25 protein-coding genes and 1 pseudogene are annotated in these 21,120 nt (G+C 64.4%); 12 read left to right on the top strand and 14 right to left on the bottom strand.

Features of this window, described 5'->3' with window-relative positions; all coding sequences use genetic code 11:
• Window positions 1-54: 54 nt before the first annotated feature.
• Window positions 55-330: a winged helix-turn-helix domain-containing protein gene (locus tag PHA81_RS09265; protein ID WP_005040092.1), complete on the top strand. Its 276-nt coding sequence runs from the start codon at window positions 55-57 to the stop codon at window positions 328-330.
• A gap of 58 nt (window positions 331-388) precedes the next feature.
• Window positions 389-700 carry a hypothetical protein gene (locus PHA81_RS09270; RefSeq protein ID WP_005040094.1) on the top strand — a complete coding sequence of 104 codons (312 nt, stop codon included), beginning with the start codon at window positions 389-391 and terminating at the stop codon, window positions 698-700.
• A gap of 278 nt (window positions 701-978) precedes the next feature.
• Here the strand turns inward: PHA81_RS09270 and PHA81_RS09275 are convergent, their stop codons facing one another.
• A complete protein-coding gene (locus PHA81_RS09275) occupies window positions 979-1,956 on the bottom strand; it encodes a replication factor C small subunit (RefSeq protein WP_005040096.1) in 978 nt (325 codons plus the stop codon).
• A gap of 123 nt (window positions 1,957-2,079) precedes the next feature.
• On the opposite strand from PHA81_RS09275, the gene PHA81_RS09280 reads away from it, so the two are divergent.
• The 3 genes from PHA81_RS09280 to PHA81_RS09290 are packed head-to-tail and all read left to right on the top strand — an operon-like array spanning window position 2,080 to window position 3,179.
• Window positions 2,080-2,271 carry a ubiquitin-like small modifier protein 2 gene (locus PHA81_RS09280; RefSeq protein WP_273836566.1) on the top strand — a complete coding sequence of 64 codons (192 nt, stop codon included), beginning with the start codon at window positions 2,080-2,082 and terminating at the stop codon, window positions 2,269-2,271.
• Between the two features lie 36 nt (window positions 2,272-2,307).
• Window positions 2,308-2,802, top strand: coding sequence for a redoxin domain-containing protein (locus PHA81_RS09285; protein WP_273836567.1), 495 nt, complete (start codon window positions 2,308-2,310; stop codon window positions 2,800-2,802).
• Between the two features lie 41 nt (window positions 2,803-2,843).
• Window positions 2,844-3,179 (top strand): GNAT family N-acetyltransferase, encoded by a 336-nt coding sequence (locus PHA81_RS09290; protein ID WP_005040102.1) that lies wholly within the window; start codon window positions 2,844-2,846, stop codon window positions 3,177-3,179.
• Between the two features lie 193 nt (window positions 3,180-3,372).
• Here PHA81_RS09290 and PHA81_RS09295 read toward each other — a convergent pair whose 3' ends face one another.
• The 7 genes from PHA81_RS09295 to PHA81_RS09325 form a co-directional block, all read right to left on the bottom strand.
• Window positions 3,373-3,720 (bottom strand): helix-turn-helix domain-containing protein, encoded by a 348-nt coding sequence (locus PHA81_RS09295; RefSeq protein ID WP_273836568.1) that lies wholly within the window; start codon window positions 3,718-3,720, stop codon window positions 3,373-3,375.
• A gap of 3 nt (window positions 3,721-3,723) precedes the next feature.
• Window positions 3,724-4,068 (bottom strand): hypothetical protein, encoded by a 345-nt coding sequence (locus tag PHA81_RS09300; protein WP_273836570.1) that lies wholly within the window; start codon window positions 4,066-4,068, stop codon window positions 3,724-3,726.
• Between the two features lie 95 nt (window positions 4,069-4,163).
• The gene (locus PHA81_RS09305) at window positions 4,164-4,847 is read right to left on the bottom strand and encodes a carbonic anhydrase (RefSeq protein WP_005040109.1); all 684 of its coding nucleotides are present in this window, start codon (window positions 4,845-4,847) and stop codon (window positions 4,164-4,166) included.
• Window positions 4,848-5,047: 200 nt separating this feature from the next.
• Window positions 5,048-5,839, bottom strand: a complete 792-nt coding sequence (locus tag PHA81_RS09310) for a creatininase family protein (RefSeq protein ID WP_273836571.1) — start codon at window positions 5,837-5,839, stop codon at window positions 5,048-5,050.
• A gap of 14 nt (window positions 5,840-5,853) precedes the next feature.
• A complete protein-coding gene (locus PHA81_RS09315; protein WP_005040114.1) occupies window positions 5,854-7,017 on the bottom strand; it encodes a mandelate racemase/muconate lactonizing enzyme family protein in 1,164 nt (387 codons plus the stop codon).
• 112 nt (window positions 7,018-7,129) lie between these two features.
• Complete coding sequence (locus PHA81_RS09320; protein ID WP_273836572.1) at window positions 7,130-8,497, bottom strand: gluconate:H+ symporter; 1,368 nt, start codon at window positions 8,495-8,497, stop codon at window positions 7,130-7,132.
• A 200-nt stretch (window positions 8,498-8,697) separates the two neighbouring features.
• Window positions 8,698-8,949: a hypothetical protein gene (locus PHA81_RS09325; protein WP_273836574.1), complete on the bottom strand. Its 252-nt coding sequence runs from the start codon at window positions 8,947-8,949 to the stop codon at window positions 8,698-8,700.
• Between PHA81_RS09325 and PHA81_RS09330 the strand changes: the two genes are divergently transcribed.
• A complete protein-coding gene (locus tag PHA81_RS09330) occupies window positions 8,948-9,715 on the top strand; it encodes an IclR family transcriptional regulator (RefSeq protein ID WP_005040120.1) in 768 nt (255 codons plus the stop codon). The two genes, PHA81_RS09325 and PHA81_RS09330, sit on opposite strands and share 2 nt — an antisense overlap.
• Before the next feature lie 284 nt (window positions 9,716-9,999).
• Here PHA81_RS09330 and PHA81_RS09335 read toward each other — a convergent pair whose 3' ends face one another.
• Window positions 10,000-11,409 carry a phosphoglucomutase/phosphomannomutase alpha/beta/alpha domain I gene (locus tag PHA81_RS09335; protein ID WP_005040121.1) on the bottom strand — a complete coding sequence of 470 codons (1,410 nt, stop codon included), beginning with the start codon at window positions 11,407-11,409 and terminating at the stop codon, window positions 10,000-10,002.
• 126 nt (window positions 11,410-11,535) lie between these two features.
• Here PHA81_RS09335 and PHA81_RS09340 point away from each other — a divergent pair, with 126 nt between their 5' ends.
• Window positions 11,536-12,915, top strand: a complete 1,380-nt coding sequence (locus PHA81_RS09340; protein ID WP_005040123.1) for a TIGR00341 family protein — start codon at window positions 11,536-11,538, stop codon at window positions 12,913-12,915.
• Here the strand turns inward: PHA81_RS09340 and PHA81_RS09345 are convergent.
• The 3 genes from PHA81_RS09345 to larB form a co-directional block, all read right to left on the bottom strand.
• On the bottom strand, window positions 12,869-13,111 hold the full coding sequence (locus PHA81_RS09345; protein WP_005040125.1) for a GIY-YIG nuclease family protein: 243 nt from the start codon (window positions 13,109-13,111) through the stop codon (window positions 12,869-12,871). The genes PHA81_RS09340 and PHA81_RS09345 overlap by 47 nt on opposite strands.
• Before the next feature lie 23 nt (window positions 13,112-13,134).
• The gene (locus PHA81_RS09350) at window positions 13,135-13,284 is read right to left on the bottom strand and encodes a hypothetical protein (RefSeq protein WP_005040127.1); all 150 of its coding nucleotides are present in this window, start codon (window positions 13,282-13,284) and stop codon (window positions 13,135-13,137) included.
• Between the two features lie 134 nt (window positions 13,285-13,418).
• Window positions 13,419-14,195 carry a nickel pincer cofactor biosynthesis protein LarB gene (larB, locus tag PHA81_RS09355; protein WP_005040129.1) on the bottom strand — a complete coding sequence of 259 codons (777 nt, stop codon included), beginning with the start codon at window positions 14,193-14,195 and terminating at the stop codon, window positions 13,419-13,421.
• Window positions 14,196-14,322: 127 nt separating this feature from the next.
• Here larB and PHA81_RS09360 point away from each other — a divergent pair, with 127 nt between their 5' ends.
• From PHA81_RS09360 to glmM, 3 genes and pseudogenes are all read left to right on the top strand, one after another.
• Window positions 14,323-14,490 (top strand): hypothetical protein, encoded by a 168-nt coding sequence (locus PHA81_RS09360; RefSeq protein ID WP_005040131.1) that lies wholly within the window; start codon window positions 14,323-14,325, stop codon window positions 14,488-14,490.
• A gap of 103 nt (window positions 14,491-14,593) precedes the next feature.
• Window positions 14,594-15,483, top strand: a pseudogene (locus PHA81_RS09370) (ribonucleoside-diphosphate reductase).
• Between the two features lie 65 nt (window positions 15,484-15,548).
• Window positions 15,549-16,868, top strand: a complete 1,320-nt coding sequence (gene glmM, locus PHA81_RS09375; protein ID WP_005040133.1) for a phosphoglucosamine mutase — start codon at window positions 15,549-15,551, stop codon at window positions 16,866-16,868.
• Here the strand turns inward: glmM and PHA81_RS09380 are convergent.
• Window positions 16,865-17,023, bottom strand: coding sequence for a hypothetical protein (locus PHA81_RS09380; protein WP_005040135.1), 159 nt, complete (start codon window positions 17,021-17,023; stop codon window positions 16,865-16,867). The two genes, glmM and PHA81_RS09380, sit on opposite strands and share 4 nt — an antisense overlap.
• Window positions 17,024-17,184: 161 nt before the next feature.
• Here PHA81_RS09380 and PHA81_RS09385 point away from each other — a divergent pair, with 161 nt between their 5' ends.
• Window positions 17,185-17,802, top strand: a complete 618-nt coding sequence (locus tag PHA81_RS09385; RefSeq protein WP_005040137.1) for a histidine phosphatase family protein — start codon at window positions 17,185-17,187, stop codon at window positions 17,800-17,802.
• Window positions 17,803-17,826: 24 nt separating this feature from the next.
• Here the strand turns inward: PHA81_RS09385 and larE are convergent, their stop codons facing one another.
• Window positions 17,827-18,732, bottom strand: a complete 906-nt coding sequence (gene larE, locus PHA81_RS09390; protein ID WP_005040139.1) for an ATP-dependent sacrificial sulfur transferase LarE — start codon at window positions 18,730-18,732, stop codon at window positions 17,827-17,829.
• A 372-nt stretch (window positions 18,733-19,104) separates the two neighbouring features.
• Between larE and PHA81_RS09395 the strand changes: the two genes are divergently transcribed.
• A complete protein-coding gene (locus PHA81_RS09395; RefSeq protein WP_273836577.1) occupies window positions 19,105-21,096 on the top strand; it encodes a helix-hairpin-helix domain-containing protein in 1,992 nt (663 codons plus the stop codon).
• Window positions 21,097-21,120: the final 24 nt, after the last annotated feature.

Here is a 21,120-nt window from a genome sequence, read left to right on the forward strand (position 1 = left end):
AACGACTGTTCCGATCGGTACGCTTACCATACTTGGGTAGATTCTAGCTTGGCAATGGAGGCCGTCCTGTGGTACGTATTCGTTGGCACCCGCGGCGGTGAGAACAGGGCACGTCTCCTCCGGGCACTCGACGACCAGCCACGCAACCCGAACCAGTTGGCAGACGACCTGAATCTCGATTACACGACGGTCAGACACCACTTGGACGTGCTCGTGGAAAACGACGTTCTCAGAAACAGCGGCGACGAGCATGGTGCGATCTATCTCCCGACGGACCGGGCACGAACCAACTGGGAAATGGTCGAGGAAATCATCGAGCAGGTGGAGTGAGTATGGTAGAAATTAGGACAACCCATAAACCGACAGAAAACTGGACTCGGGTGAGTAGATGGACGTATTAGTGACGCTTCTGCGCCTTTCGGCCGCACTCAGCGTAGTGCTCTTGGTGGGTCTCATCTACGTTTGGGGGCGGAACTACCTCATCTTCCGCTCGAAGCACGCGGTCGGGCTCCTCGTCTTCGCCGGCATCCTCCTGCTCCAGACCACCATCACGACGTATTTCTATACGTTCCACCCAGCGGTATCGGGTTGGGTGGCGAACTCAGAACTCGTGCATCCGCTCCCCCTATTCGTGATGTCGTCGGCACAGGTTCTTCAGCTCGGCGGCATCGTCTTCATCACTTGGGTTTCGTGGGATTAGCCCGACAGTGGAATCGAGATCAAGAGAACAGCGAACTTCTCCTCTCGGCCCAATATCGTAGAAGAATCCTTGCCCCCCAACTGGCGGTGGTTCTCGACGCAGCCACAGGTGACCGTCGAAATACCATTCTCTGTTTCTGGTGACGTTCAGCCCGGAAACTACACCCATTCGATCAGTATCTCGGGGCCGTCCGGCCCTGAAAATAGTGTAACCGAGAAATATACCACTACTGTGGTAAGCCACGCCCCCTCGAACCAAACTGAACTCGGGTCAGTGGCTTACTCCGCTTCGAGTGCGAGCGACGCGAGCAGCGCTTCCAACTGGAGGCGCTCGTTCGCGCCCTGGGTGATCCGGTAGTCGGTCTCGCCGACGCGCTCCAGCAGTCGAACCGTGGCCGCGTCGTCGAGGTCGAACGACCACGCCGAGCGGTGGAGCTGGTCGATGACGTCGCCGCCACCCAATCCGGCGTCGGTCAGGAGGTCGTCGAGCTTCGCCCGCGCGGCGGTGAAATCGCCGTCGAGCGCGCGCTCGACCATCGCTTCGATCTCTTCGGGCCGTGCGGTTGCGGTGATCCCGTACACCGCCTCGTCGTCGACCGCGCCCTCCGTCGTGGCCGCAGCCTGGAGTCCGTTCAACGCCTTCCGCATGTCACCGTCGGCGGCGTACACCAGCGCGTCGACGCCGTCGTCGGTCACCTCGATCCCCTCTCGCTCCGCGACCTGTCTGACGTACTCGCCCACCGCCTCCTCGGCGAGCGGGCCGAACCGGAACACCGCACACCGCGACTGGATCGGATCGATGATCTGACTGGAGTAGTTACACGAGAGGATGAAGCGGGTGTTGTTCGCGAACTGCTCCATCGTCCGCCGGAGCGCCGACTGGGCGTCGCTCGTGAGTGCGTCGGCCTCGTCGAGGAAGATGATCCGGTAGTCGTACCCCCCGAAACTGGTGCGGGCGAAGTCCTTGATCCGATCCCGCACGACGTCGATCCCGCGCTCGTCGCTCGCGTTGAGTTCGAGGAAGTTCTCGCGCCAGTCGTCGCCGTACACCTCCCGTGCGATCGCCATCGCGCTCGTGGTCTTGCCGACGCCGGCCGGCCCCGAAAACAGGAGATGGGGCAGATCGTTCTGGGCGACGTAGCTTTCGAGCCGACCAACGATGTTCTCGTGGCCGACGACGTTCGCGAGCGTCTCGGGGCGGTACTTCTCGATCCAGATCTCGTCCCGGCCGGCCGCCCCGGTCGCGCTCTCGCTCATACCGACCGGATGGCCGGCCCGCTCTTAAGCCACCCGAGACATCGACGCGGGAACGGACGGCGAAGCGGTACCGATCGACCGCGGCGGCGACACGCTCAAGACCGCTCGCGGGCTGGCTCGGGTATGATCACGGTCGACGTCGCTGGCGACGAAACGCACGAACTCGACGTCGAAGGAACGTACGCCGACCTGCTCGACGCCGTCGGGCTGGGGCCCCACGAGGCAACAGTACTGGTCGACGGTCGGCCCGTTCCCGAGGACCGTGCAATCGACGCCGACCACGTTCGAGTGCTCCGGCTCATCAAGGGCGGGTGACCAAACGGCTTTGCTGCTCGCCCTCCAATCCCTCCCATGTCCATCGCGCGACTCGATTTCGAGCTCCCGAACGTCGGTGCGGGGCCAGACCCGCTCTCGCTCGACGCGTTCGCCGCCGATTACGAGGCAAGCGTGCTCCTCTTCCAGCGCGATTATCACTGTGGCAACTGCAAGGACCAACTCCAGGACGTTGCCGAGCGCTACGACGAGTTCACCGAGCGCAACGTCGCCGTCGTCTCGATCCTTCCCGAGCCGAAGGCCCGTGCCCGCGATTGGCAGGATTCATTCGAGCTTCCCTTCCCGCTGCTCGCGGACCCCGACGCCGATGTCGGCGAGCAGTACGACCAGCCGACCCGATTCGGCGCGCTCGGTGAGCTCCACGACCTCGTCGGTCGGATGCCCCAGACCGTGATCCTCGACACCCGCAACGACGCGCTCGACACCCACTCGATTCACGAAGGCGATACGCCGTCCGATCGTCCCTCGATCGACGCGATGCTCGGCGAACTCGACGATCTGCTCGCGGCGTGACGAGGGTTCGTCCGGCCCACTCCGACGAACTCCCGGCAGTGATGGGCGTGCTGGATGGGGCGGCGCTCGCGGTCGAGGCGGACGCGGTCCGCGGGGCGATCGATCGCGAGGCAGTGCTGGTCGCGGTCGTCGACGATCGGGTGCTCGGTGCGTGCGTTCTCGACGATCAGGAGATCACGACGATCGCGGTCCGTCGCGCGCGGCGCGATCAGGGGATCGGGACGCGCCTCGTCGAGACGGCCGCAGAGCACCACACGGCGAACGATGCCCCACTCATTGCGTGGTTCGACGCGCCCGTTCGTCCGTTCTACACATCGCTCGGGTTCGCGATCGAACCGGCCGACGAACCCGGACGGTTCCGAGGCCAGCTCGATTGAGAACGTCCGCCTTCCGGTCCGCGAACCGTTCGAGATCCGGGAACGTCTCGAAGGTGGTGGTCTGAGCACTCTCCATCTCGTCGGCCAGCGCGGCGATCCGGCCTTCTCCGCGACGGTGAGATCGGTGAACACCCGCGTTCCTCGGGAATCCAGCCGATCCCCCTTCCCGCGACCTCGTGGGCCCGCCGTCCGATCAATTCCATGTCGCGATATCGAATCGGGTCCTCGACGGCGTGAGCTGGAAGATCGGGCGCAGCGTGTGGTCCTCCCGACGCCGTTGCGTCCGCACGGCGAGCGCCCCGAGATCGGCACTCCGTGGCCGGTCGAAGTAGCCACTGTCGACGGCGGCTTCGAGGGTCTCACGCTCGGTTTCGGAGAGATCGCGATAGCCATCGACGAGCGCCATCGCTGCACCGACCGACTGGACGTAGCCGCCCATCTCGGGAAGGCCGACCTCCTCGCGCGTCTCGACGGTGAACTCGTTGTCGGCCTCCAGTGCCGACAGCGCGGCTCCGGCGGCCCCCTCGCCGTCGAACCCCACCTGTCAGCGCTCGCTCCCCGACTCGATGTGGAACGGGCCCATGACGTAACCGTCGTGGTCGCGGATCACCCCCATCACGTTCGTCGTCGGAATCGTCGAGCGGATCCGTGCGACGCCGTCGCGCTTGGCCACCAGGTCGTACTCGTGGATCTGATCGTGCTCGCGGAGCGTCCCCAGTCCTCGGTCGAGGGTCGCGCGGTCGCCGCCGTCGACCACCATCCTGGTTTCGAGCTTCGCCGCCGTCCGGTCGAACTCCCAGTTGAGCGTCGAGAACGCCAGGTCGTGATCGTCGGTCGTGGCGATGTACGGACAGTCGTACTGCTCGATATCGAGGGTGAGATCGATCATGGCCCGAACCTATCACTCACGATCTTTCGTTCACCCGCAAAACGCTTTCGCCGATCCGACCGCCGGACTCACGTGCCGATTCACGACAGTCCCTCTCAGTACGTCCACCGCCGCTCGATCCGCGCGGCGATCTCGGAGTGAGTGTCACGCAGCACATCGACCTCGGTCTCACCGTCGACGTTGACGACGTGAACCTCACCCCGACGCTCGGAGTAGACGTCCTGGAAGTCGTAGACGACGCCGACGACGTCGACGCTGTCGGGAACCTCCTCGATCTCGACCAGCGCCGCGACCTGGCGGTCGACGTTGTACTCGACGAGTCGGTTGATGGCCTCGGTGCGACTCACGTCCGTAGGGAGTGCCTCGACGCCCGCTTCGAGATGGGGTGTCAGCAGTCCGATGCAGTGCTCGATCCCCGCTGGCTCGCTGGCCCCGTCGCCGGTGATGGCGTCGTACGCCGCCGTGACAGCTCCACAGCCGGTGTGGCCGACCACGATGGCGGTCTCGGTGTCGGTGTGGACGATCGGGTACAGGACATCGCCCGAAACGACCGCCCCGGCGTCGGTCCGCTGGGACACTCGATTCCCGATGTTGGCACAGGTGAAGACGTGTCCCGGCTCGTCGTTTTCCCACATGTGGTCCTGAAGCACCCGAGAGTCGGAACAGCAGACCGTGACGACTGCCGGCCGCTGGGAATCCTGCATGTCGTCGAATCGGTCCCTGAACTCTTCGGCGTGATCGGCGTTTCGTTTCAGGAGGTCGACGATCGTCTGGTCCATGCCCGTTCAGAATCGCCCTCTCGGCTATATCCCTTCGATCCTCTACGAACAACGATCAGCCAGATACATCCGTCATGTATGGCCAACGATGGAATCCGGGCTACCGAGGTCGTTTTTGCTATCGTCGTGCATGAACGATCCACTTCGAACGCAGGAATCATTCGACTACCGAACCACCGTGTCTCTGCCGTCCTGTCGACTCAGTCACTGTTCTTTTCGTGTACCTCCACGAGAAACTCTGCAAGCGCTTCGGTAGTAGCGTCGAAGAGTCGTTTTCCAGTGTCCTCTTCTGCCACGCTCGGATCGCCAATCGCACCGCTGTCGGAATACTGCTCAAACGGCCGATACACAGAGAGGGGGCCACCAGCAACGAGATCATCGTCGCCGAGATCGTAGCACTCCTCCAAGTACGCTGCGGGCATCTCGTCGGTATCGACCAGCTCCGGATAGCGATGCAACATCACCGACGTTTCGAACTCACCGCCGTGAGCCATTCCACCGCTGTCGCTTTCACGCACCTCGTCGACAAGCTCTGTCACGAGCTCGAAGTACGTGAGACCGAGAACTTCGGCTTCGGGGTGCTCGTGCCCGATTTCTGAGACTGCAGCATCGATAAGCGGCGTATTACCACCGTGACCGTTCACCAGAACCAGTGCGTCGAAGCCGTTTGCAAGTCCTGCGTCGGCCACATCACGAAGCACGTCGAGAAGGGTCTCGAAGTCAGCAGTGAGGGTTCCACCCAGCGACAGATGGTGGGGCGAGTAGCCGGTCCAGACCGGTGGCGCGACCAAGACCGGGATTTCGTCGACGACACGTTTCGTCCCTTCTATCGCCACGCTGTTTGCGAGCAGCGTGTCGGTCATGACTGGGAGATGCTTCCCATGTTGTTCGGTGCTTCCGACCGGAACGACGAGCACTGACCCGTCCGTAGCTCCGATAGCCGAGATAGCACTCGCAGTCTGCGCGCCGAACGAAACCTCTCGGTCCAGCATGGGGGTCGAATGGATCATGCGATACGATACTCCTCGATGGTGCTGCGGTCGACTTCGACACCGAGGCCCGGACTCTGTGGCACTCGAAGCGTTCCGTTGGTACTGTCGAAGGGATCAACCGTGATGTCGTCCTCCCAGCCGTAGTAAACCGAATCTGGGGGGAGCGAAAAGCCTGGAATCCCGTGGACGGCATGCAGGATGGCTGCCGTTCTCACACCAAGGTCGAACGCGCAATGGTGTGCTATCGGGATACCTGCATCTTCTGCGATGGCTGCCTGCTGGCGCAGTCCCGCGAGTCCACCAGCGGGCGTCAGGTCCAACACAGCGACATCGATGGCTCCTGCGTCGATAAGTCGGCGCAGATTGTGCGGGATGTACGTGTCCTCGTTCGGTCCCAGTGGCTGCCCCGTCTGGTTCTTCAAGCTAGCCAAGGACGTGTGGGCATCGACTCGAATCGGCTGTTCCATGTACTGGAGATAGATGCCAGCGTCGGCCAGTTTCGAACCGACACGGATCGCTTGGTCGATGGTCCAGCCCTGATTCGGATCGAGACGGAACTCTAGCTCACCATCGACTTCGTCGTGCATCGCCTTGATCCGGGCAACGTCTTCCTTCCAATCACGACCGGCTTTCGTCTTCAACACGGAGAATCCTTGATCGAGTACCTCGGCGGCCCGCTGTCGGGACTGTTCGGGCGAGAGGATCCCCAGACAGTACGCAACCTCGATCTCGTGGGCGTCTGCGTAATCGTCCTGGTGACCACGATGTTTCATATCGGTCTGACTGGGTGCCGTCCAGCCCCCGAGTAGTTCGTAGATCGGCTTTTCGAGCGATTTGCCGACGATATCCCAGCATGCGACTTCGACTGGTGCGAAGAACATGTCCGCGTTGGCGTATTCGATGAACACCTGCCGTCGAAGCTTTTCCAGCTCGAACGGTGACTGACCGACGACGAGCGGACGAATCCCCTCTTCGATGATAGAGACGGTTGCTTCTGGCGTGAGGAACACGCGAACTTCTCCCCAGCCGGAGATACCCTCGTCAGTATCGACTCTGACGAGGATTCGGTCCATGTCCGTTAGCGAGTTGTGATTGGTTACATACGGACCGATGCCACCGTCTTCGAACGGAACGAGCGGAACATTGACTGCGAACGCTTCGATGTCTGTGATTTTCATGATCGTTTGGGTTTGTCTGGGTCGGTTGACGTTTGGTTTGGTGTTCGGGACAGAGGTGACGAACGCTGACAGCAGTGGGGGTGGACTCTCCCTGAACCCGAGTAGCTGTCCATCATGCGAGAGGCATCACCGTCGAGAGGCCGAGAGTGAAGATCAGCCCGAATACAGCGATCAGCGTTGTAACGACAGTCCACGTCTTTAACGCCTCTGACTGCTTGAGTCCGCCGATCTCGGTGATGATCCAAAACCCTCCATCGTTGTACCACGAGAAGATGTTTCCACCGGCACCGATAGCCATGACGAGGTACGCTGGATTGACCGTTAGCTGTCCCACCAGCGGAGCGACGATCCCAGCAGTAGTCAACATAGCGACAGTTGCGGAGCCCTGTGCGATGCGGACCGCAGCGGCGATGATCCACGCAGTGACGAGGAGTCCCAGTCCGACTTCCTGCAGTACGTCGGAGATATAACTGCCAACACCAGCCGCGGCGAGCATTCCACCGAATGCTCCGCCAGCAGCAACGATCGCAGCGATGTTACCTCCTTCTTTCAGCGCCTCTGTCAGCTGGTCGGCCCACGTTTCTCTGTCGAGGGACTTCATTCGATAGAACGTGACGGCCGAGGCCATCGCTGCGACAGTCAGCGCGAAGTTCGGGTCTCCAATGAAGGAAAAAACAGAAACGAACCACGCATTGGACGAGAGAAACGTGCTTGTGACGGTCTGAGCACCGACTAGCACGATAGCAAGCACGATGGGGAGGGAGGCCTCTAGCACACCAGGCAGTTTGGAAGTCGACTGCTCCGAGATGTCTTTCAACTCTTCGGTCGTTGTCCCCATCGTGTCACGGAGGGGAATATCGAGGCGTTTCGAGATGAATTTGCCATAGACGAGCCCCGAGAGGACTGCTGTCGGGATGCCAATCATCAACCCGATGAGGATCGTCGTCCCAAGGTTCGCGTTGATCTCACCCGCGACTGCGAGTGGGCCCGGTGTCGGTGGCACGAAGACGTGTGTCGTCGCGGCTGCGGCACAGATGACGACGATGAACAGTGAGTAGCTATGTCCGACTCGAGCACGCATCGAGCGGGCAAGCGGGGCAAGCAAGTAGAACACGTTACCGAAGAAGACGGGGACTGCCAACACGAATCCGCTGCCGAACAAGGCGTACTCACCGTTCTCTTCACCCGTGAGGGACGTGAACGCACGGATAATGCGTTCTGCAGCACCGCTTTCCAGCATCGTCTTTCCAATGACCGCAGCCATCAGAATGGGGATCCCGACGCTCGCGAGCGTATCTCCGAACGCAGTTGCGGTTTCCGATGCTACATCTCCGAGCGGAACCTCGGGCGCTACCAACCCAACGATGAACGTCGAGATGATGAGCCCAAGGAACGCGGGTACTTTGAGCCGGACGAGAAGTAACACCGTCGTTGCTAAGCCAACTGCGAACGCTATCAGTGGACCAGGGGGATATGCCATGCCCTCACAACTATACTGGACAATTATAAAGTTATTCTTCCATATTGGGTTTATTTCGTCTAATCATGGGGATTTTCGTTTTGATAATGGGGAAAAGCAGATCCGAACGAGATATTCGACAATCGAAAGACGGTGCCGGATATGATGGAAAATTCATTCCATCGAGGCCGTTTCCCCATTCGACATGGAGAAATGATGGCTCAGTTGTGGATACAGTTGGTCAACACAAGGCTGTTCACTGTCGGTAAATCGTCTTTGGGGGCCATCTCCATCCCTCCAATAAACCCGTAGAGAGCGTACTTCGAGAACGACTCCCTCGTTTCGTACAGAAGTAACAACTGGAACTCATATAGCTGGTGGCTGGTGGCGGGCAGGAATCTTTCGATATGATCGAAAGAAGAATCGACAGGAAAGAGAACTCTTTTTGCAGAATAGAACGCAGACGAATCCATGTCAGATGATCCCAAGCAAAAGACGATCGGCGCAGTCGAAACCTCGTTCGACATTTTAGGCGTTCTCAGCGATATAGAGCCTGCGGGCGTCTCGGAGATTACCGAGGAGCTTGATATGTCTACGAGTACCGTTTTCGCACACCTGAACACACTCCTTCAGCAGGGATATCTAGTGAAGAACGACACGACATATCGGCGTTCGCTTCGGTTCTTAGCGGATGCTGGTGCTATCAGACAGCGCTGTGAGGCTGCACAGCTATTGGACGAGAAAGTCGACGAACTCGCTTCGATGACGGGTGAAATCGCGGGAGCCGCAACTGAAGAGCGGGGTCAAAGGGTCATGCTCTTCCGTAGTGCCGGTGAGATGGCTGCTGGCGATAAGATCCCTATCGGCGAACACAGCTATCTGCACTGGACATCGCTTGGCAAAGCACTCCTTGCTCATCTCCCAGCCGCAAGACGTTCCGAGATCGTCGACCGCCATGACCTCCCTCGTGGTACTGAGCGGACGTTTACGACCCGGGACGCGCTCGGCGATGAACTCGAACGGATCCGTCAGCAGGGATACGCAGTCGATGACGAAGAACATCTGCGAGGTGTGCGAGGGGTTGCAGTACCGGTCTTCAACACTGAGGACGATGTCATCGCCTCGGTGGGACTGACAGGACCGCGAAATCGGTTTCAGTCGTCGTACCTTACCGAACTCCTCAGCTCTCTGGAGTACGTGAAAAACGAAATCGAAGTTCGGAACCAGTACTACGAATGACTCGTACTGTAACTACATGCAGGCCGAACGCGCGAAGTGACGCTGACGAGAAGAATCCGCTGCCGCTTGACGCCCGAGACGGACAGCCGCTTGCCACGATGAACGACCTCGAAGTGGTCTCAGCGAATGAAAGAGCGCTCACAGCCTCCCTATCGTCCAGAAGAAATCGAACCGATCGTCTCCGAGCAACGGGACGTTCGTCGTGCTCGACGGACATCGGTGACCGCTCCTTTTACACGAGATAGTGCCCTAACACCCGTATCTGGCTGTGTCCTGCGTGAAGATCAACGGACAGCAGATACGAGCGGTGCGACGAGGTCGTGGCCGGCATCGAGCAGTTCGTCGACCCGTTCTTCACTATCGGCTTCAGCGTACACCCGAAGGACGGGTTCAGTTCCGCTCGGCCGGGCAAGGAGCCACGCGCCGCTCTCCAGGAGGATCTTGAACCCGTCTTTCGTGACGACCTCGGCGACCGACTCGCCCGCGACCCGCTCTGGCAGCTCGCCCTCCAGATCGTCGAGGACGCGCGCCTTCTCGTCGTCGGGGCAGTCGACGCTGATCTTCGCCTGGTGGATCGCGCCGTGCTCGTCGAACAGTCGGTCTACCCGATCGTCGAGCGGTGTTTCCTGTGCGGCGGCCGCCGCGAGCAGCGCGAGCAACACGCCGTCCTTCTCGCGGACGTGGCCGCGGATCGAGAACCCACCCGACTCCTCGCCGCCCATCAGGGCCTCGGCCTCGCCCATCGCCTCCGCGACCCACTTGAACCCGACCGGCGTCTCGATCACGTCTTCCCCACCGGCCTCGGCGATCCGGTCGATCAGGAACGTGGTCGAGACCGTACGGACGGCCGGGCCAGTGTCCGATTCGAGGAGGTAGTCGTAGATCGCGGCGAAAAACAGGTTCTCGTCGAGGTAGCCTCGCTCTGGCGTCACCACGGCGAGCCGGTCGGCGTCGCCGTCGTTCGCGATCCCGAGGGCGGCGTCGCCCGTCCGGACGCGCTCGGCGAGCTCGTCGAGGTGCTCGGCGCTCGGCTCCGGTGGCGTCCCGCCGAAGTCGTCGCGCTGCTCGCAGTGGAGTCGATCGATGTCCGCGCCCGCACGTTCGAGCAGCGCGTCGGTCACGCCCCGCCCGCTGCCGTACATCGCGTCGTAGGCCACCGTCACGCCGTCGAGGAGGCTGTCGCGGTCGCCGCCCGTCCGGTCGGCCACGAGGTCGAGCGCGTGGTCTGCGTGTGAGTCGACGAAATCGACTTCCTGTACTGTGCCCCACTCGTCCTCGGGGAGCGGGTCGGGCTCGGCGAGGTTGGCCTCGATTCGCTCGGTCACGTCGGGAAGCGCGGGCGCGCCGTCGTCGGGAATGAACTTCACGCCGTTGTACTCGGGGGGGTTGTGGGAGGCGGTGACCATCAGTCCGCCCGCGAGATCGCGATCGACGATCGCCCACGCGAGCAGCGGGGTTGGACGATCGCGCTCGGGAAGGAGGACGTCGAAACCGTTGGCTGCGAGGGCCCGCGCGAGCTCCTCGGCGAATCCTCGCGAACTTTCGCGGGCATCGTAGCTCACTGCCACCGGCGCGTCGTGGCCCGCCTCGTCGAGATGGGTGGCGACCGCCTGGCCGACCATCCGTACCCGCGGCGCGGTGAAGGTATCGAGAGTCGCGCGCCAGCCGTCGGTGCCGAACGAGATCGCATCCATATGCTGGCTGTCAGCCCCGCGAACAAAAGTCCCTCGTCAGACGCGGCTGCTGGCGGTGAGCGCTCGGGATGGTCGCAGTCGCCATTGCCAACGACTATTCGGCGGCGGATCACACTCTCCCTATCGATGCGGCTCATCAAGCTCATCGTCCCCGACGACGAGCGCGAGACGGTCCTCGACGTGCTCCGCGAGGAGAACATCGATCGCGTCGTCACCCGGGAGGCGAGCGAGCGCGACTCGTCGACGCTGGTGGAGTTTCCCTTGCCCACGCAGGCTGTCGAGTACGTCCTCCGCGAACTCCGTGACGCGGGGTTCGACGACGGGCGTTACACCGTGATCGCCGACGCGGAGACCGCGAAGACGGCCACTTACACCGAACTCGAGGATCGCTTCGTTGCGGGCGTCGAAGAGGACGACAGCGTCGCTCACGAGGAGATCCGGGCGAAGGCGCTCGACATGCACCGCAACCCCGTGACCTACTACGCGATGACGGTGTTCAGCGCGGTCGTCGCGGCCGCCGGCCTCCTCCTCAACTCCGCGGCGATCGTGGTCGGCGCGATGGTGATCGCGCCACAGGTCGGCTCGGCGATGATGACCAGCGTCGGGATGGCGCTCAACGACCGGAAACTGATCGGGCTCGGACTCCGCTCGCAGACCGGCGGGCTGGCGGCGGCGATCGTCGCCGCGATCGTCCTCGGGTTCGCGCTCGAAACCACGGGGGTCGTTCCGACGGGTCTCGACGTCGCGAACGTCGCCCAGGTCGCCCAGCGCACCTCGCCCGGTCTCCTGGCGTTCGCGGTGGCGATCTGTGCGGGGACTGCTGGCGCGTTCGGGCTCTCGACCGGGCTCTCGGAGGCGCTCGTCGGCGTGATGATCGCGGCCGCGCTCATCCCGGCCGCCGCGGCGGTCGGGATCGGGGTCGCGTGGGGGCTGCCTGCGGTCGCGCTCGGCGCACTTGCGCTGCTCGTGGTCAACACCGTCACGGTCAACCTCTCGGGTTTTCTCGCGCTCGGCTACCTCGGCTACCGGCCGGGGACCTGGGGCGACGACGGGGGTCGCCGACGGTTCGCCCCGGTGGCGATCGCGCTCGCGGTTCTGATCGCCGTGCTCGCCGTCTCGGGGCTCGGCCTCGTCGCACAGGTCCAGTTCGATCGCGCGGTCAACGACGCCGCCGACGACACGCTCACCGAGGAGCGGTACGGAGCGGTCGAACTCGAAGACCTCTCGGTCGAGGTGGTCGGTGCGGACGTGCTCGGCGGCCAGCGCTCGGTCGTCGTCACCGTGAGCAAACCCGCCGACCGGTCGTACCCGGATCTCCCACGAGCGCTCGCGAACACGATCGAGGATCGAACCGGAACGTCGGTGGCGGTCGAGATCATCATGCGGGATCGCCGAGCGTTCGACCCCGATGCGTCGGCTCTTCGACCCAATCCACAACTGGCTTCCGAGCGAGCGCCGCTCACTCGCCGAGCAGCGATTCCTTCGCCGCCCGCGAGAGGCGCTTGATCGCGTGCTCCCGGGAGAGCGCCGCTCCCTTGTCCGCGAACGTCTCGACGTAGCGGAGTTCGACCGGCGTCCGTCCGCGGGTGTACTTCGCGCCCTCGCCCGCGTTGTGTTCGCGTACCCGTCGGTCGACGTCGGTGGTATAGCCGGTGTAGAGACTCCCGTCGCTACACTCGATCACGTAGACGTGATGGGACACGCGATCCGCTTGGGGGGCTATCCTCAGGCGTTTTTCGCTCGTTCCTTGGCCGCCTCGGCGATGCCCGCGTTCGCCGCACAGCCGGGGCACGCGAAGATCCGGCCGTGTTCGTCGGCGAAGACGCGCTCGAACCGATCCGAGACGTGCGCGCCGCAGTAGTCACACTCTGGCATGGGGGACTCGTCGACAGCGGCGGCTGTCAACGATCCACTATACGCTCTCGAACGGTAAATATCCTCCCCGAGCGGCCGCTGGGCGTGCATTTTCGGTGATTCCGATCGGCCGTCGCTCCGGACCACTCGCCGTCCTACTGGGGCTCTCGATCGCGCGCCGCGTCGATCGCCCGTGCGATCAGGCCCGCCTGTGCGCCCGCGACGAACCCTGCATCGACGTTCACCACAGTCAGGACTGTACACGACTGGAGGAGGCCGGCGAGTGCGGCTTCGCCGTCGCCGCCGTGGCCGTAGCCAGAGGCCACCGGCAGCCCGATCACCGGCGCGTCGACTAGCCCCGCCAACACCGTCGGCAACGCACCCTCGCGGCCGGCAGCGACCACGAGGGCGTCGGCGCGTCTGATATCGTCGAGCCGATCGAGCGCCCGGTGGAGCCCGGCCACGCCGACGTCGTCGACCCGCTCGATCGTCGCCCCCATCTCCCGCGCCACGGCGGCGGCTTCGCCCGCTGGTCTGGTGTCAGCAGTCCCCGCCGTCACGACGCCGACGATCGCATCGAGGTCGGCTGCTTCGTACTCGGCCGCGTGCGCCCGGAGGACGCCCGTCCGCTCGTCGAACGTCGTGGTCGCGTCGGGGTGTTCGTCGGCGAGGTGGTTGACGACCGTGTCGGCGGTCGTCGGATCGACTCGCGTTGCGAGCCCGCGGCCGGTCGTCTCGACGGCGAGGGAGACGAGTTCGGCGACTTCGGCAGATGTCTTCCCATCACCGAGCACCGCCTCGGGGACGCCGCGGCGCTGCTCGCGGGCGGCGTCGAACCGTCCCGCCTCGCCGGTCGCGTAGCCTGCAAGCCGCGATTCCGCTGCCGTCACCGAGATCTCGCCCGCTGCGAGCGCTTCGAGCGTCTCGCGCATACCACCGGTCGGTGCCCGAACTACTACTCCCCATCGACTCCTCGTTTGACCGCGAAACGGGTCGAGAACCCCAGAATCGAACGATTATGGGAACGTTTATAAAGGTCCCTTCGGAACAAAGCTGCGTATGGCAGACCTGATCGTCAAAGCCGCCGTGAAAGAAGAGCTCAATGACATGAACGTTGCGTCGGACTTCTACGACGCGCTCGACGAGGAGGTCACGGAGCTCCTCGACGACGCCGCGCGACGAGCCGACGAGAACGACCGCAAGACGGTCCAGCCGCGCGACCTGTAATTCGGTTTCCCCTTTTCACGTTTTTCGCCCGCCGAGCGACAGCACCCTCATCACGCCAGCGAGGCACGAAGCTGTATAGCTGGAGTGCGTACTGGGTATCGTCATGTCGGACATGGAGGCACCGATGGGCATCGACACCGACGCACGGGCGTTCAACTACTACCGCCACGCCGTCGAGAAACACTGGGATCCCCACGAGATCGATCTCGCGACGGATCGCGAGGCCATCGCCGGGTCGACGACGGCGGCTTCGAGGGACTCAAGCGCACGCTCGCGCTGTTCGGCGCTGGCGAGGACTCCGTGACGACCGATCTCGCCCCGCTCGCGGTCGCACTCGACGAGTTCGAGGACCAGTTATTCGTCACGACCCAGCTCTACGAGGAGGCCAAACACGCCGACTTCTTCGATCGGTACTGGCGCGAGGTGATCCACCCTGCCGAGGACGACCGCGGACAGGAGCGGTCCTCGCCGACCGACGAACGGTGGTTCCCCGCCGAGTACGACGAACTGTTCGAGCGCAACGAACGCGCGATGGCCCGTCTGCTCGACGACGACACTCCCGAGAACCGAGCGAAAGCGTACTCACACTACCACATGACTGTCGAAGGAATCCTCGCTCAGACGGGGTACTACGGGCTCACGCGCCAGTTCGATGCGGACACGTATCCCGACCTCCCACACTTGCCGGGGCTGGTCGCCGGGCTCACGTCCATCCGGAGCGACGAAGGCCGCCACGTCGGGTTCGGGATGGCGAAGCTCAAGGCACTCATCCGGACCGAGCGCGTCGACCCCGCCGTCGTCGAGGAAACCGTCGGCGACCTCCTCCCGCTGGTGCAGGCGTCGATCCCGAGCCACGAGCCCGACGGCCCCGGCGTCACGCCGACCGAGCTGGTCGAGTACGCGACGACCAAACACGAACAGCGGATGCGGCAGATCACCACGGCGAGCGAGCAAATCCCGGATGTCGAGGAACTGACCGCGCTCGCGGAGTGACGACGCGCACGCACTCTCGCCGAACACCAGTACTGTCTTGACCCGCACGCTCCCAGACCACGCTCATGTTCGGCACCAGCGGCATCCGCGGGCCGGTCGGTGAGACGGTGACGGCCGATCTCGCGCTCGCGGTCGGCCGGGCGGTCGGGATCGACGCCGACAGCGCCGTGGTCGGTCGCGACCCGCGCGAGAGCGGTCGGCTCCTCACCGACGCGCTGACCGCCGGCCTCCGTGAGTCCGGCACTGATGTGTTCGATCTGGGGCTCGCAGCCACCCCGACGGTGGCACGCGCGGTCGGCTGGCACGACGCCGACGCCGGAATCTCGGTCACGGCGTCGCACAACCCCGCACCGGACAACGGGATCAAGCTCTGGCAGCCGAGCGGCCAGGCGTTCGACGAGGCCGCCCGTGAGACGATCACTCGGCGCGTCCGCGAGGACGAGACCGATCTCCAAGCATGGGACTCGCTCGGCGATCGCACCCGAACCGACGCCGCCGAGCGCCACGTCGAATCGCTCGTAGAAGCAGTTTCGATCGACGACCCACTCTCGGTCATCGTCGATCTCGGCAACGGGGCCGGCGGCGTCACCGTCGACGCGCTCCAGGCCCTGAACTGTAAGGTCGAGACGCTCAACGCCCAACCTGATGGCGGGTTCCCGGGCCGGCCCTCCGAGCCCACGGCAGAAAACTGTGGCTCGCTTCGAACCCTTGTGGAGACGACCGACGCCGATCTCGGGATCGCCCACGACGGCGACGCCGACCGGCTGCGGGCCGTCACCGGTGCGGGCGAGTTCCTCTCGGGCGACGAGTTGCTCGCACTGTTTGCACGCGAGGCGGTCGCGCGGAGCGATGTCGACGAACCCCGCGTCGCCGTTCCCGTCGACACCAGTCTGGCGGTCGACGACGCACTCGCCCCGCTCGGGGCGACGGTCACCCACACGAAAGTCGGCGACGTGTTCGTGGCCGAGCGTGCGACCGAGTCGGACGTGGTGTTCGGCGGCGAGCCGAGCGGCGCGTGGATCTGGCCCGACGAGACCCTCTGTCCCGATGGTCCGCTCGCGGCCTGTCGCCTCGCGGCGCTCGCCGCCGAGCGCTCGCTCGACGAGCGCGCCGGCGAGATCGAGACTTACCCGATCCGACGCGCGAACGTCGAGACAACCGAGAAAGCAGCGGTGATGGAACGTGTCGAGGAACGAGTGCTCGCGGAGTACGACGACGTCCGGACGCTCGACGGCGTCCGCGCCGACTGCGGGGACGCGTGGTTTCTGGTGCGCGCGAGCGGAACCCAGCCGCTCGTGCGGATCACCGCCGAGGCGCGCGACGAAGCGCGTGCTGGGGAGGTCTTCGAGACCGTTCGAGAAATCGTCGTTGACGCCGAGAACTAGCCGCGCCGCGTCGACCGCGCTTGCCTGACTTCCGCGCCGTCGCGGATCTTGTCCTCACACTGCGGGCACACCCGGGGCTCCTCGATCTCACTCGGTGTGAAAACCCTGGCGTACGCCGCCGTCACGAACGCACCACAGTTCTGGCATTCAGGCATACGCTTTCGATTCCACGTCACCGGATATATACTCCACGATACGGTCTCTCACGCTTTCGAGTGTCAACACGACCCATATAACACCGAACGGCCAGTTTCCACTCTCCGCTCGGGGGGGTCGGGATACCAACGCTCATTCGAGCAGCCACCCAAACACAGTCATGACCGTTCTCCTCGTCCGCCACGGCGAGACCCCGTGGAACGCGGCCCGACGAATCCAGGGCTGGGCACCCGTTCCGCTCTCCGAACAGGGGCGCGAGCAGGCCACGCGCCTCGGCGATCATCTCGCCGCAACGTACGACGTCGATCGGCTCGTCGCCTCCGACCTCCGGCGGACCCGCGAGACGGCGGCGTTGATCCGAGGGGCCGGCGTCGATGTCGAACCGACCTTCGACCGGGCGTGGCGCGAGCGCGATTTCGGGGTGTATCAGGGGCTCTCCTACGAGGCGCTGTTCGAGACCTACCCCGAGTTCGCCGTCACTGAGTCCGGCATCGCGGCGCTCGAAGCCGTCCCCGAGCGTGGCGAGAGTCTGCTCGACTGCCGCGAGCGCGTGCTCCGCGCGTTCGATCGTCTCGTCGCCGATGCGGGGGACGAAACGGTGTTGATCGTCACCCACGGCGGCCCGCTCTACGCGCTGCTCGGTCACCTGAAGGGAATCGACTACGTGGAATCGATCGCCGGCGAGTCACAGGGAAACTGCGCGGTGAACGAACTCCGGGGCGGCCAGAACGGGGGGTTCGAGATCGTCCGCGAGAACGACACGAGCTACCGGGAGTGAGATCGTCCCGGGCTGCCGTCGATCTCAGTCCTCGGCGGTCGGGTACTCTGCACCGAGATCGAGGTCGCCGGAAACGGTGTCCGACGCGTCGCCTTCTGCTTCGGCCGCCGTCTCGGCTCCCCCATCATCCCCTGGGCTGACGCTTCCGGTGCGGTAGCCGTGGAGATCGAGGGTGACGTGCTCGAAGCCGATGTCGGCGAGATGCTCGCGGGCCGCTCGAACGAAGTCCGAATCGAGTGCGCGCTCCAACTCCTCGGGCGCGACCTCGATGCGCGCGAGGCCGTCGTGATCGCGCACCCGGAACTGCTCGAACCCCCACGTTCGGAGCAGGGTTTCGGCCTTCTCGACCCGCGAGAGGCGCTCCTCGGTGACAGCCAACCCAGTGGGAATCCGCGAGGAGAGACACGCCATTGCGGGTTTGTCCGCGACCGAGAGCCCGTACTCGCGGGCGATCCCCCGAACCTCCTCCTTCGTGATGTCGTGTTCCAATAGTGGAGAGTAGGCGTTCAGCTCCTCGACCGCCCGGAGACCCGGTCGGTGGCCCTCGCCGGGATCGGAGGCGTTCGTCCCGTCACAGACCGTCGTGATCCCCAGCTCCCGTGCGGCGTCGAACATCGCCGAGAGCCGCATCGTGCGGCAGTGATAGCACCGATCGCCGTCGTTCGCCACGAACTCATCACTACTGAGCTCCGAGAACTCCGCGATCTCGTGGCGAACGCCGATCTCGTCGGCGACTCGGTTCGCGTCGTCGAGTTCGGCGGCCGGCAGCGTCTCGCTTTTCGCGGTGCAGGCCACGGCATCCTCGCCGAGCGCGTCGTGGGCGAGCGCCGCGACGACGCTCGAATCCACGCCACCCGAGAACGCGATCAAGACCCCGTCGCGTTCGGCGAGATCGGCACGGACGGCGGCTGCCTTCGCCTCGACGTTCATGGCTCAGATTCGGGGCCGCGGGCCAAAAGCGCGTTGCGTTTGCGGGAGGACCAGTCCACATCTTCTCTTTGCAGCGAGACCCACAGACTGCTTCCTGAACCGCCGATCGTGACTGTGTACTGGTGCTGAAATCCACGCACCGGTCGATATCCGACCCAAATGAGAACCGCAGGCCACATCCTCCCCAACCGATTCCTTCGCATCGGTCGCTCCGCTCCCTCGCTCAGTCATCCCTCGCACGAGTCGCGCGTCTTCGACGCACTCCCGCGCGCCAACGCCTCAAATCCACGGTGGTCGGTAAGTAGCACTGCCCACCGACAAATCGATCGCTCCCCGGATGGTTTTTGCCCCCGGCGGGGCTTGACGCGAGCGATGGACCTCGAATCGGTCCCCGGCGTCGGTCCGAAAACCGCCGACCGCCTCGCGGCGCTCGACGAGCCCGAGCGCGCGCTCGCGGCGGGCGACGTGGCGGCGCTCGCCGAGGCTCCCGGCGTCTCGCCGGGGCGAGCCGCGACCATCGCGCGGGCGGCGATCCAGGCCGAGCACGACGACACCGGGGAGTTCCTCGCGACCGACCGCGCCCGCGAGATCTACCGTGACGCGCTCTCCCTGCTTCAGGAACGCGCGGTCACCGACTACGCCGCACGGCGGCTCGAAACGCTCTACCCCGCCAGCAGCGAGTCACGGATCGAAGAAGTGCGTGAGTGGACCACGGAGGCGATGGCGCGCGAACCCGGTCCCGAGGTGCTCGACGCACTCTCTGGCGTCGAACCGCTCGAATCGCCCTCGGGACTCAGAGTCCGCGAGCGGTGTCTCGCCACCGCCGATGCCGAGCGCCACGCCGCGGCCGAGACCGCCTACCCCGAGATTTCGGTCGAGATCGTTGAGGACGCCCGCGACCTCGCTGACCTCGCGACGGGGTACTCGACGGTGATCGTCCTCGACGAATCCTTCGCCGGGATCGATATCGCGGGCGACGTCCGGGTCGAACCCGACGCGCTCGAACGCCCCGCAATGGTGGTGCCCGAACGGCTGCTCGCCTTCTTCGCCGAGAACCGCGATCGGCTTCAGGCGGCTGCCGCGGTTGCACGGGCCGCCGATCTCGACACGCCCTGCGATCTCGCGGCGCTTGACGACGCACTCGGCCGGCTTGACGACGAGAGAAGCGTGGTTCCCGACGACGAGCTTGCGCGGCTGCGTCAGGCAGTCGACGACCTCGACGCGGCGATCTCCACAGGTGAAAGCGTGGCGAACGATCGGCTCCGCGCCGCGATCGAGGAGCGCGATGTCACCATCGAGGGTTCGGACCTGCTCTCGTTGGTCGAGCAGGGCGCTGGCGTCGACTCGCTGCTCTCGCGGGAACTCGCCGACGAGCACGCCGAAGCGATCGAGGCCGCACGCGAACATCTCGTCGACGCGCTCGATCTCGATCCTGGGGAAAGCGAGATCGCCGCGCGGGCGTTCCCCGAGGAGCCCACCTTTCCTGTGGAACACGACGAGGATGTCGTGAGCCGACTCCGCGAGGAGCTCACCGCCGCGCGCGACCGGCGAGCGAGTAGAATAAAGCGCGACCTCGCGGCGGACCTCGCCGATCTGCGCGAGGACTGCGAGGCGCTCGTCGGCGCGGCGCTCGAACGCGACGTCGAACTCGCCGTCGCGCGCTTCGCCCGCGAGTTCGAGTGTACGCTGCCCGAGTTTGGCGGAAGAGGAGTCGCGATCGAAGCCGGCCGCTTGCCCCTCCTCGACGTCGACTTCGACGCGGTCGAGCCGATTGACTACGAAGTCGCGGGCCCGACGCTGCTCTCGGGGGTCAACAGCGGCGGGAAAACCTCGACCCTCGATCTCCTCGCGCTCGTCACGATCCTCGCGCACATGGGGCTGCCCGTCCCCACCGAGCGGGCGGTAGTCGAGCGCTACGACTCGCTGCACTACCAGGAGAAGAGCCAGGGCACTCTCGACGCGGGCGCGTTCGAGTCCACTCTCCGGGAGTTCGCCGGCCTCGTCTCGGGGGTGGGTCGCCGGCTCGTGCTGGTCGACGAACTCGAAAGCATCACCGAACCGGGTGCGTCGGCCCGGATCATCGCGGGCATCCTCGAAGAGCTCGCGGGCGACGAGACCACTGCCGTATTCGTCTCCCACCTCGCCGGCGAAATCCGCGAGGCTGCCGGGTTCGAGGTCCCCGTCGACGGCATCGAGGCGGTCGGACTGGAAGGGGGCGAGCTCGTGGTCGAGCGCTCGCCGAAGAAGGACGTGCTCGCACGCTCGACGCCGGAACTCATCGTCGAGAAGCTCGCCACCCAGGATGGCGAGGCCGGTGAGGGTGTGGAGCCGTTCTACGATCGGTTGCTGGAGAAGTTTGAGTAGTCCCAATCGGCAATCGGCGACCCT

It is taken from the genome of Halococcus sp. PRR34, from assembly GCF_028617175.1.
Classification (GTDB): domain Archaea; phylum Halobacteriota; class Halobacteria; order Halobacteriales; family Halococcaceae; genus Halococcus; species Halococcus salifodinae.

What these genes read in the sequence shown, in the direction of transcription:
- PHA81_RS09265 (WP_005040092.1), top strand. Translation starts at nt 55, where the DNA reads ATGGAGGCCGTCCTGTGGTACGTATTCGTTGGCACCCGCGGCGGTGAG.
- PHA81_RS09315 (WP_005040114.1), bottom strand. Translation starts at nt 7,017, where the DNA reads ATGAAAATCACAGACATCGAAGCGTTCGCAGTCAATGTTCCGCTCGTT.
- PHA81_RS09305 (WP_005040109.1), bottom strand. Translation starts at nt 4,847, where the DNA reads ATGGACCAGACGATCGTCGACCTCCTGAAACGAAACGCCGATCACGCC.
- PHA81_RS09340 (WP_005040123.1), top strand. Translation starts at nt 11,536, where the DNA reads ATGCGGCTCATCAAGCTCATCGTCCCCGACGACGAGCGCGAGACGGTC.
- PHA81_RS09290 (WP_005040102.1), top strand. Translation starts at nt 2,844, where the DNA reads ATGGGCGTGCTGGATGGGGCGGCGCTCGCGGTCGAGGCGGACGCGGTC.
- PHA81_RS09275 (WP_005040096.1), bottom strand. Translation starts at nt 1,956, where the DNA reads ATGAGCGAGAGCGCGACCGGGGCGGCCGGCCGGGACGAGATCTGGATC.
- PHA81_RS09280 (WP_273836566.1), top strand. Translation starts at nt 2,080, where the DNA reads ATGATCACGGTCGACGTCGCTGGCGACGAAACGCACGAACTCGACGTC.
- PHA81_RS09350 (WP_005040127.1), bottom strand. Translation starts at nt 13,284, where the DNA reads ATGCCAGAGTGTGACTACTGCGGCGCGCACGTCTCGGATCGGTTCGAG.
- PHA81_RS09300 (WP_273836570.1), bottom strand. Translation starts at nt 4,068, where the DNA reads ATGATCGATCTCACCCTCGATATCGAGCAGTACGACTGTCCGTACATC.
- larE (WP_005040139.1), bottom strand. Translation starts at nt 18,732, where the DNA reads ATGAACGTCGAGGCGAAGGCAGCCGCCGTCCGTGCCGATCTCGCCGAA.
- PHA81_RS09325 (WP_273836574.1), bottom strand. Translation starts at nt 8,949, where the DNA reads ATGGATTCGTCTGCGTTCTATTCTGCAAAAAGAGTTCTCTTTCCTGTC.
- PHA81_RS09335 (WP_005040121.1), bottom strand. Translation starts at nt 11,409, where the DNA reads ATGGATGCGATCTCGTTCGGCACCGACGGCTGGCGCGCGACTCTCGAT.
- PHA81_RS09270 (WP_005040094.1), top strand. Translation starts at nt 389, where the DNA reads ATGGACGTATTAGTGACGCTTCTGCGCCTTTCGGCCGCACTCAGCGTA.
- PHA81_RS09310 (WP_273836571.1), bottom strand. Translation starts at nt 5,839, where the DNA reads ATGCTGGACCGAGAGGTTTCGTTCGGCGCGCAGACTGCGAGTGCTATC.
- PHA81_RS09320 (WP_273836572.1), bottom strand. Translation starts at nt 8,497, where the DNA reads ATGGCATATCCCCCTGGTCCACTGATAGCGTTCGCAGTTGGCTTAGCA.
- glmM (WP_005040133.1), top strand. Translation starts at nt 15,549, where the DNA reads ATGTTCGGCACCAGCGGCATCCGCGGGCCGGTCGGTGAGACGGTGACG.
- PHA81_RS09385 (WP_005040137.1), top strand. Translation starts at nt 17,185, where the DNA reads ATGACCGTTCTCCTCGTCCGCCACGGCGAGACCCCGTGGAACGCGGCC.
- PHA81_RS09380 (WP_005040135.1), bottom strand. Translation starts at nt 17,023, where the DNA reads ATGCCTGAATGCCAGAACTGTGGTGCGTTCGTGACGGCGGCGTACGCC.
- PHA81_RS09360 (WP_005040131.1), top strand. Translation starts at nt 14,323, where the DNA reads ATGGCAGACCTGATCGTCAAAGCCGCCGTGAAAGAAGAGCTCAATGAC.
- PHA81_RS09330 (WP_005040120.1), top strand. Translation starts at nt 8,948, where the DNA reads ATGTCAGATGATCCCAAGCAAAAGACGATCGGCGCAGTCGAAACCTCG.
- PHA81_RS09285 (WP_273836567.1), top strand. Translation starts at nt 2,308, where the DNA reads ATGTCCATCGCGCGACTCGATTTCGAGCTCCCGAACGTCGGTGCGGGG.
- larB (WP_005040129.1), bottom strand. Translation starts at nt 14,195, where the DNA reads ATGCGCGAGACGCTCGAAGCGCTCGCAGCGGGCGAGATCTCGGTGACG.
- PHA81_RS09395 (WP_273836577.1), top strand. Translation starts at nt 19,105, where the DNA reads ATGGACCTCGAATCGGTCCCCGGCGTCGGTCCGAAAACCGCCGACCGC.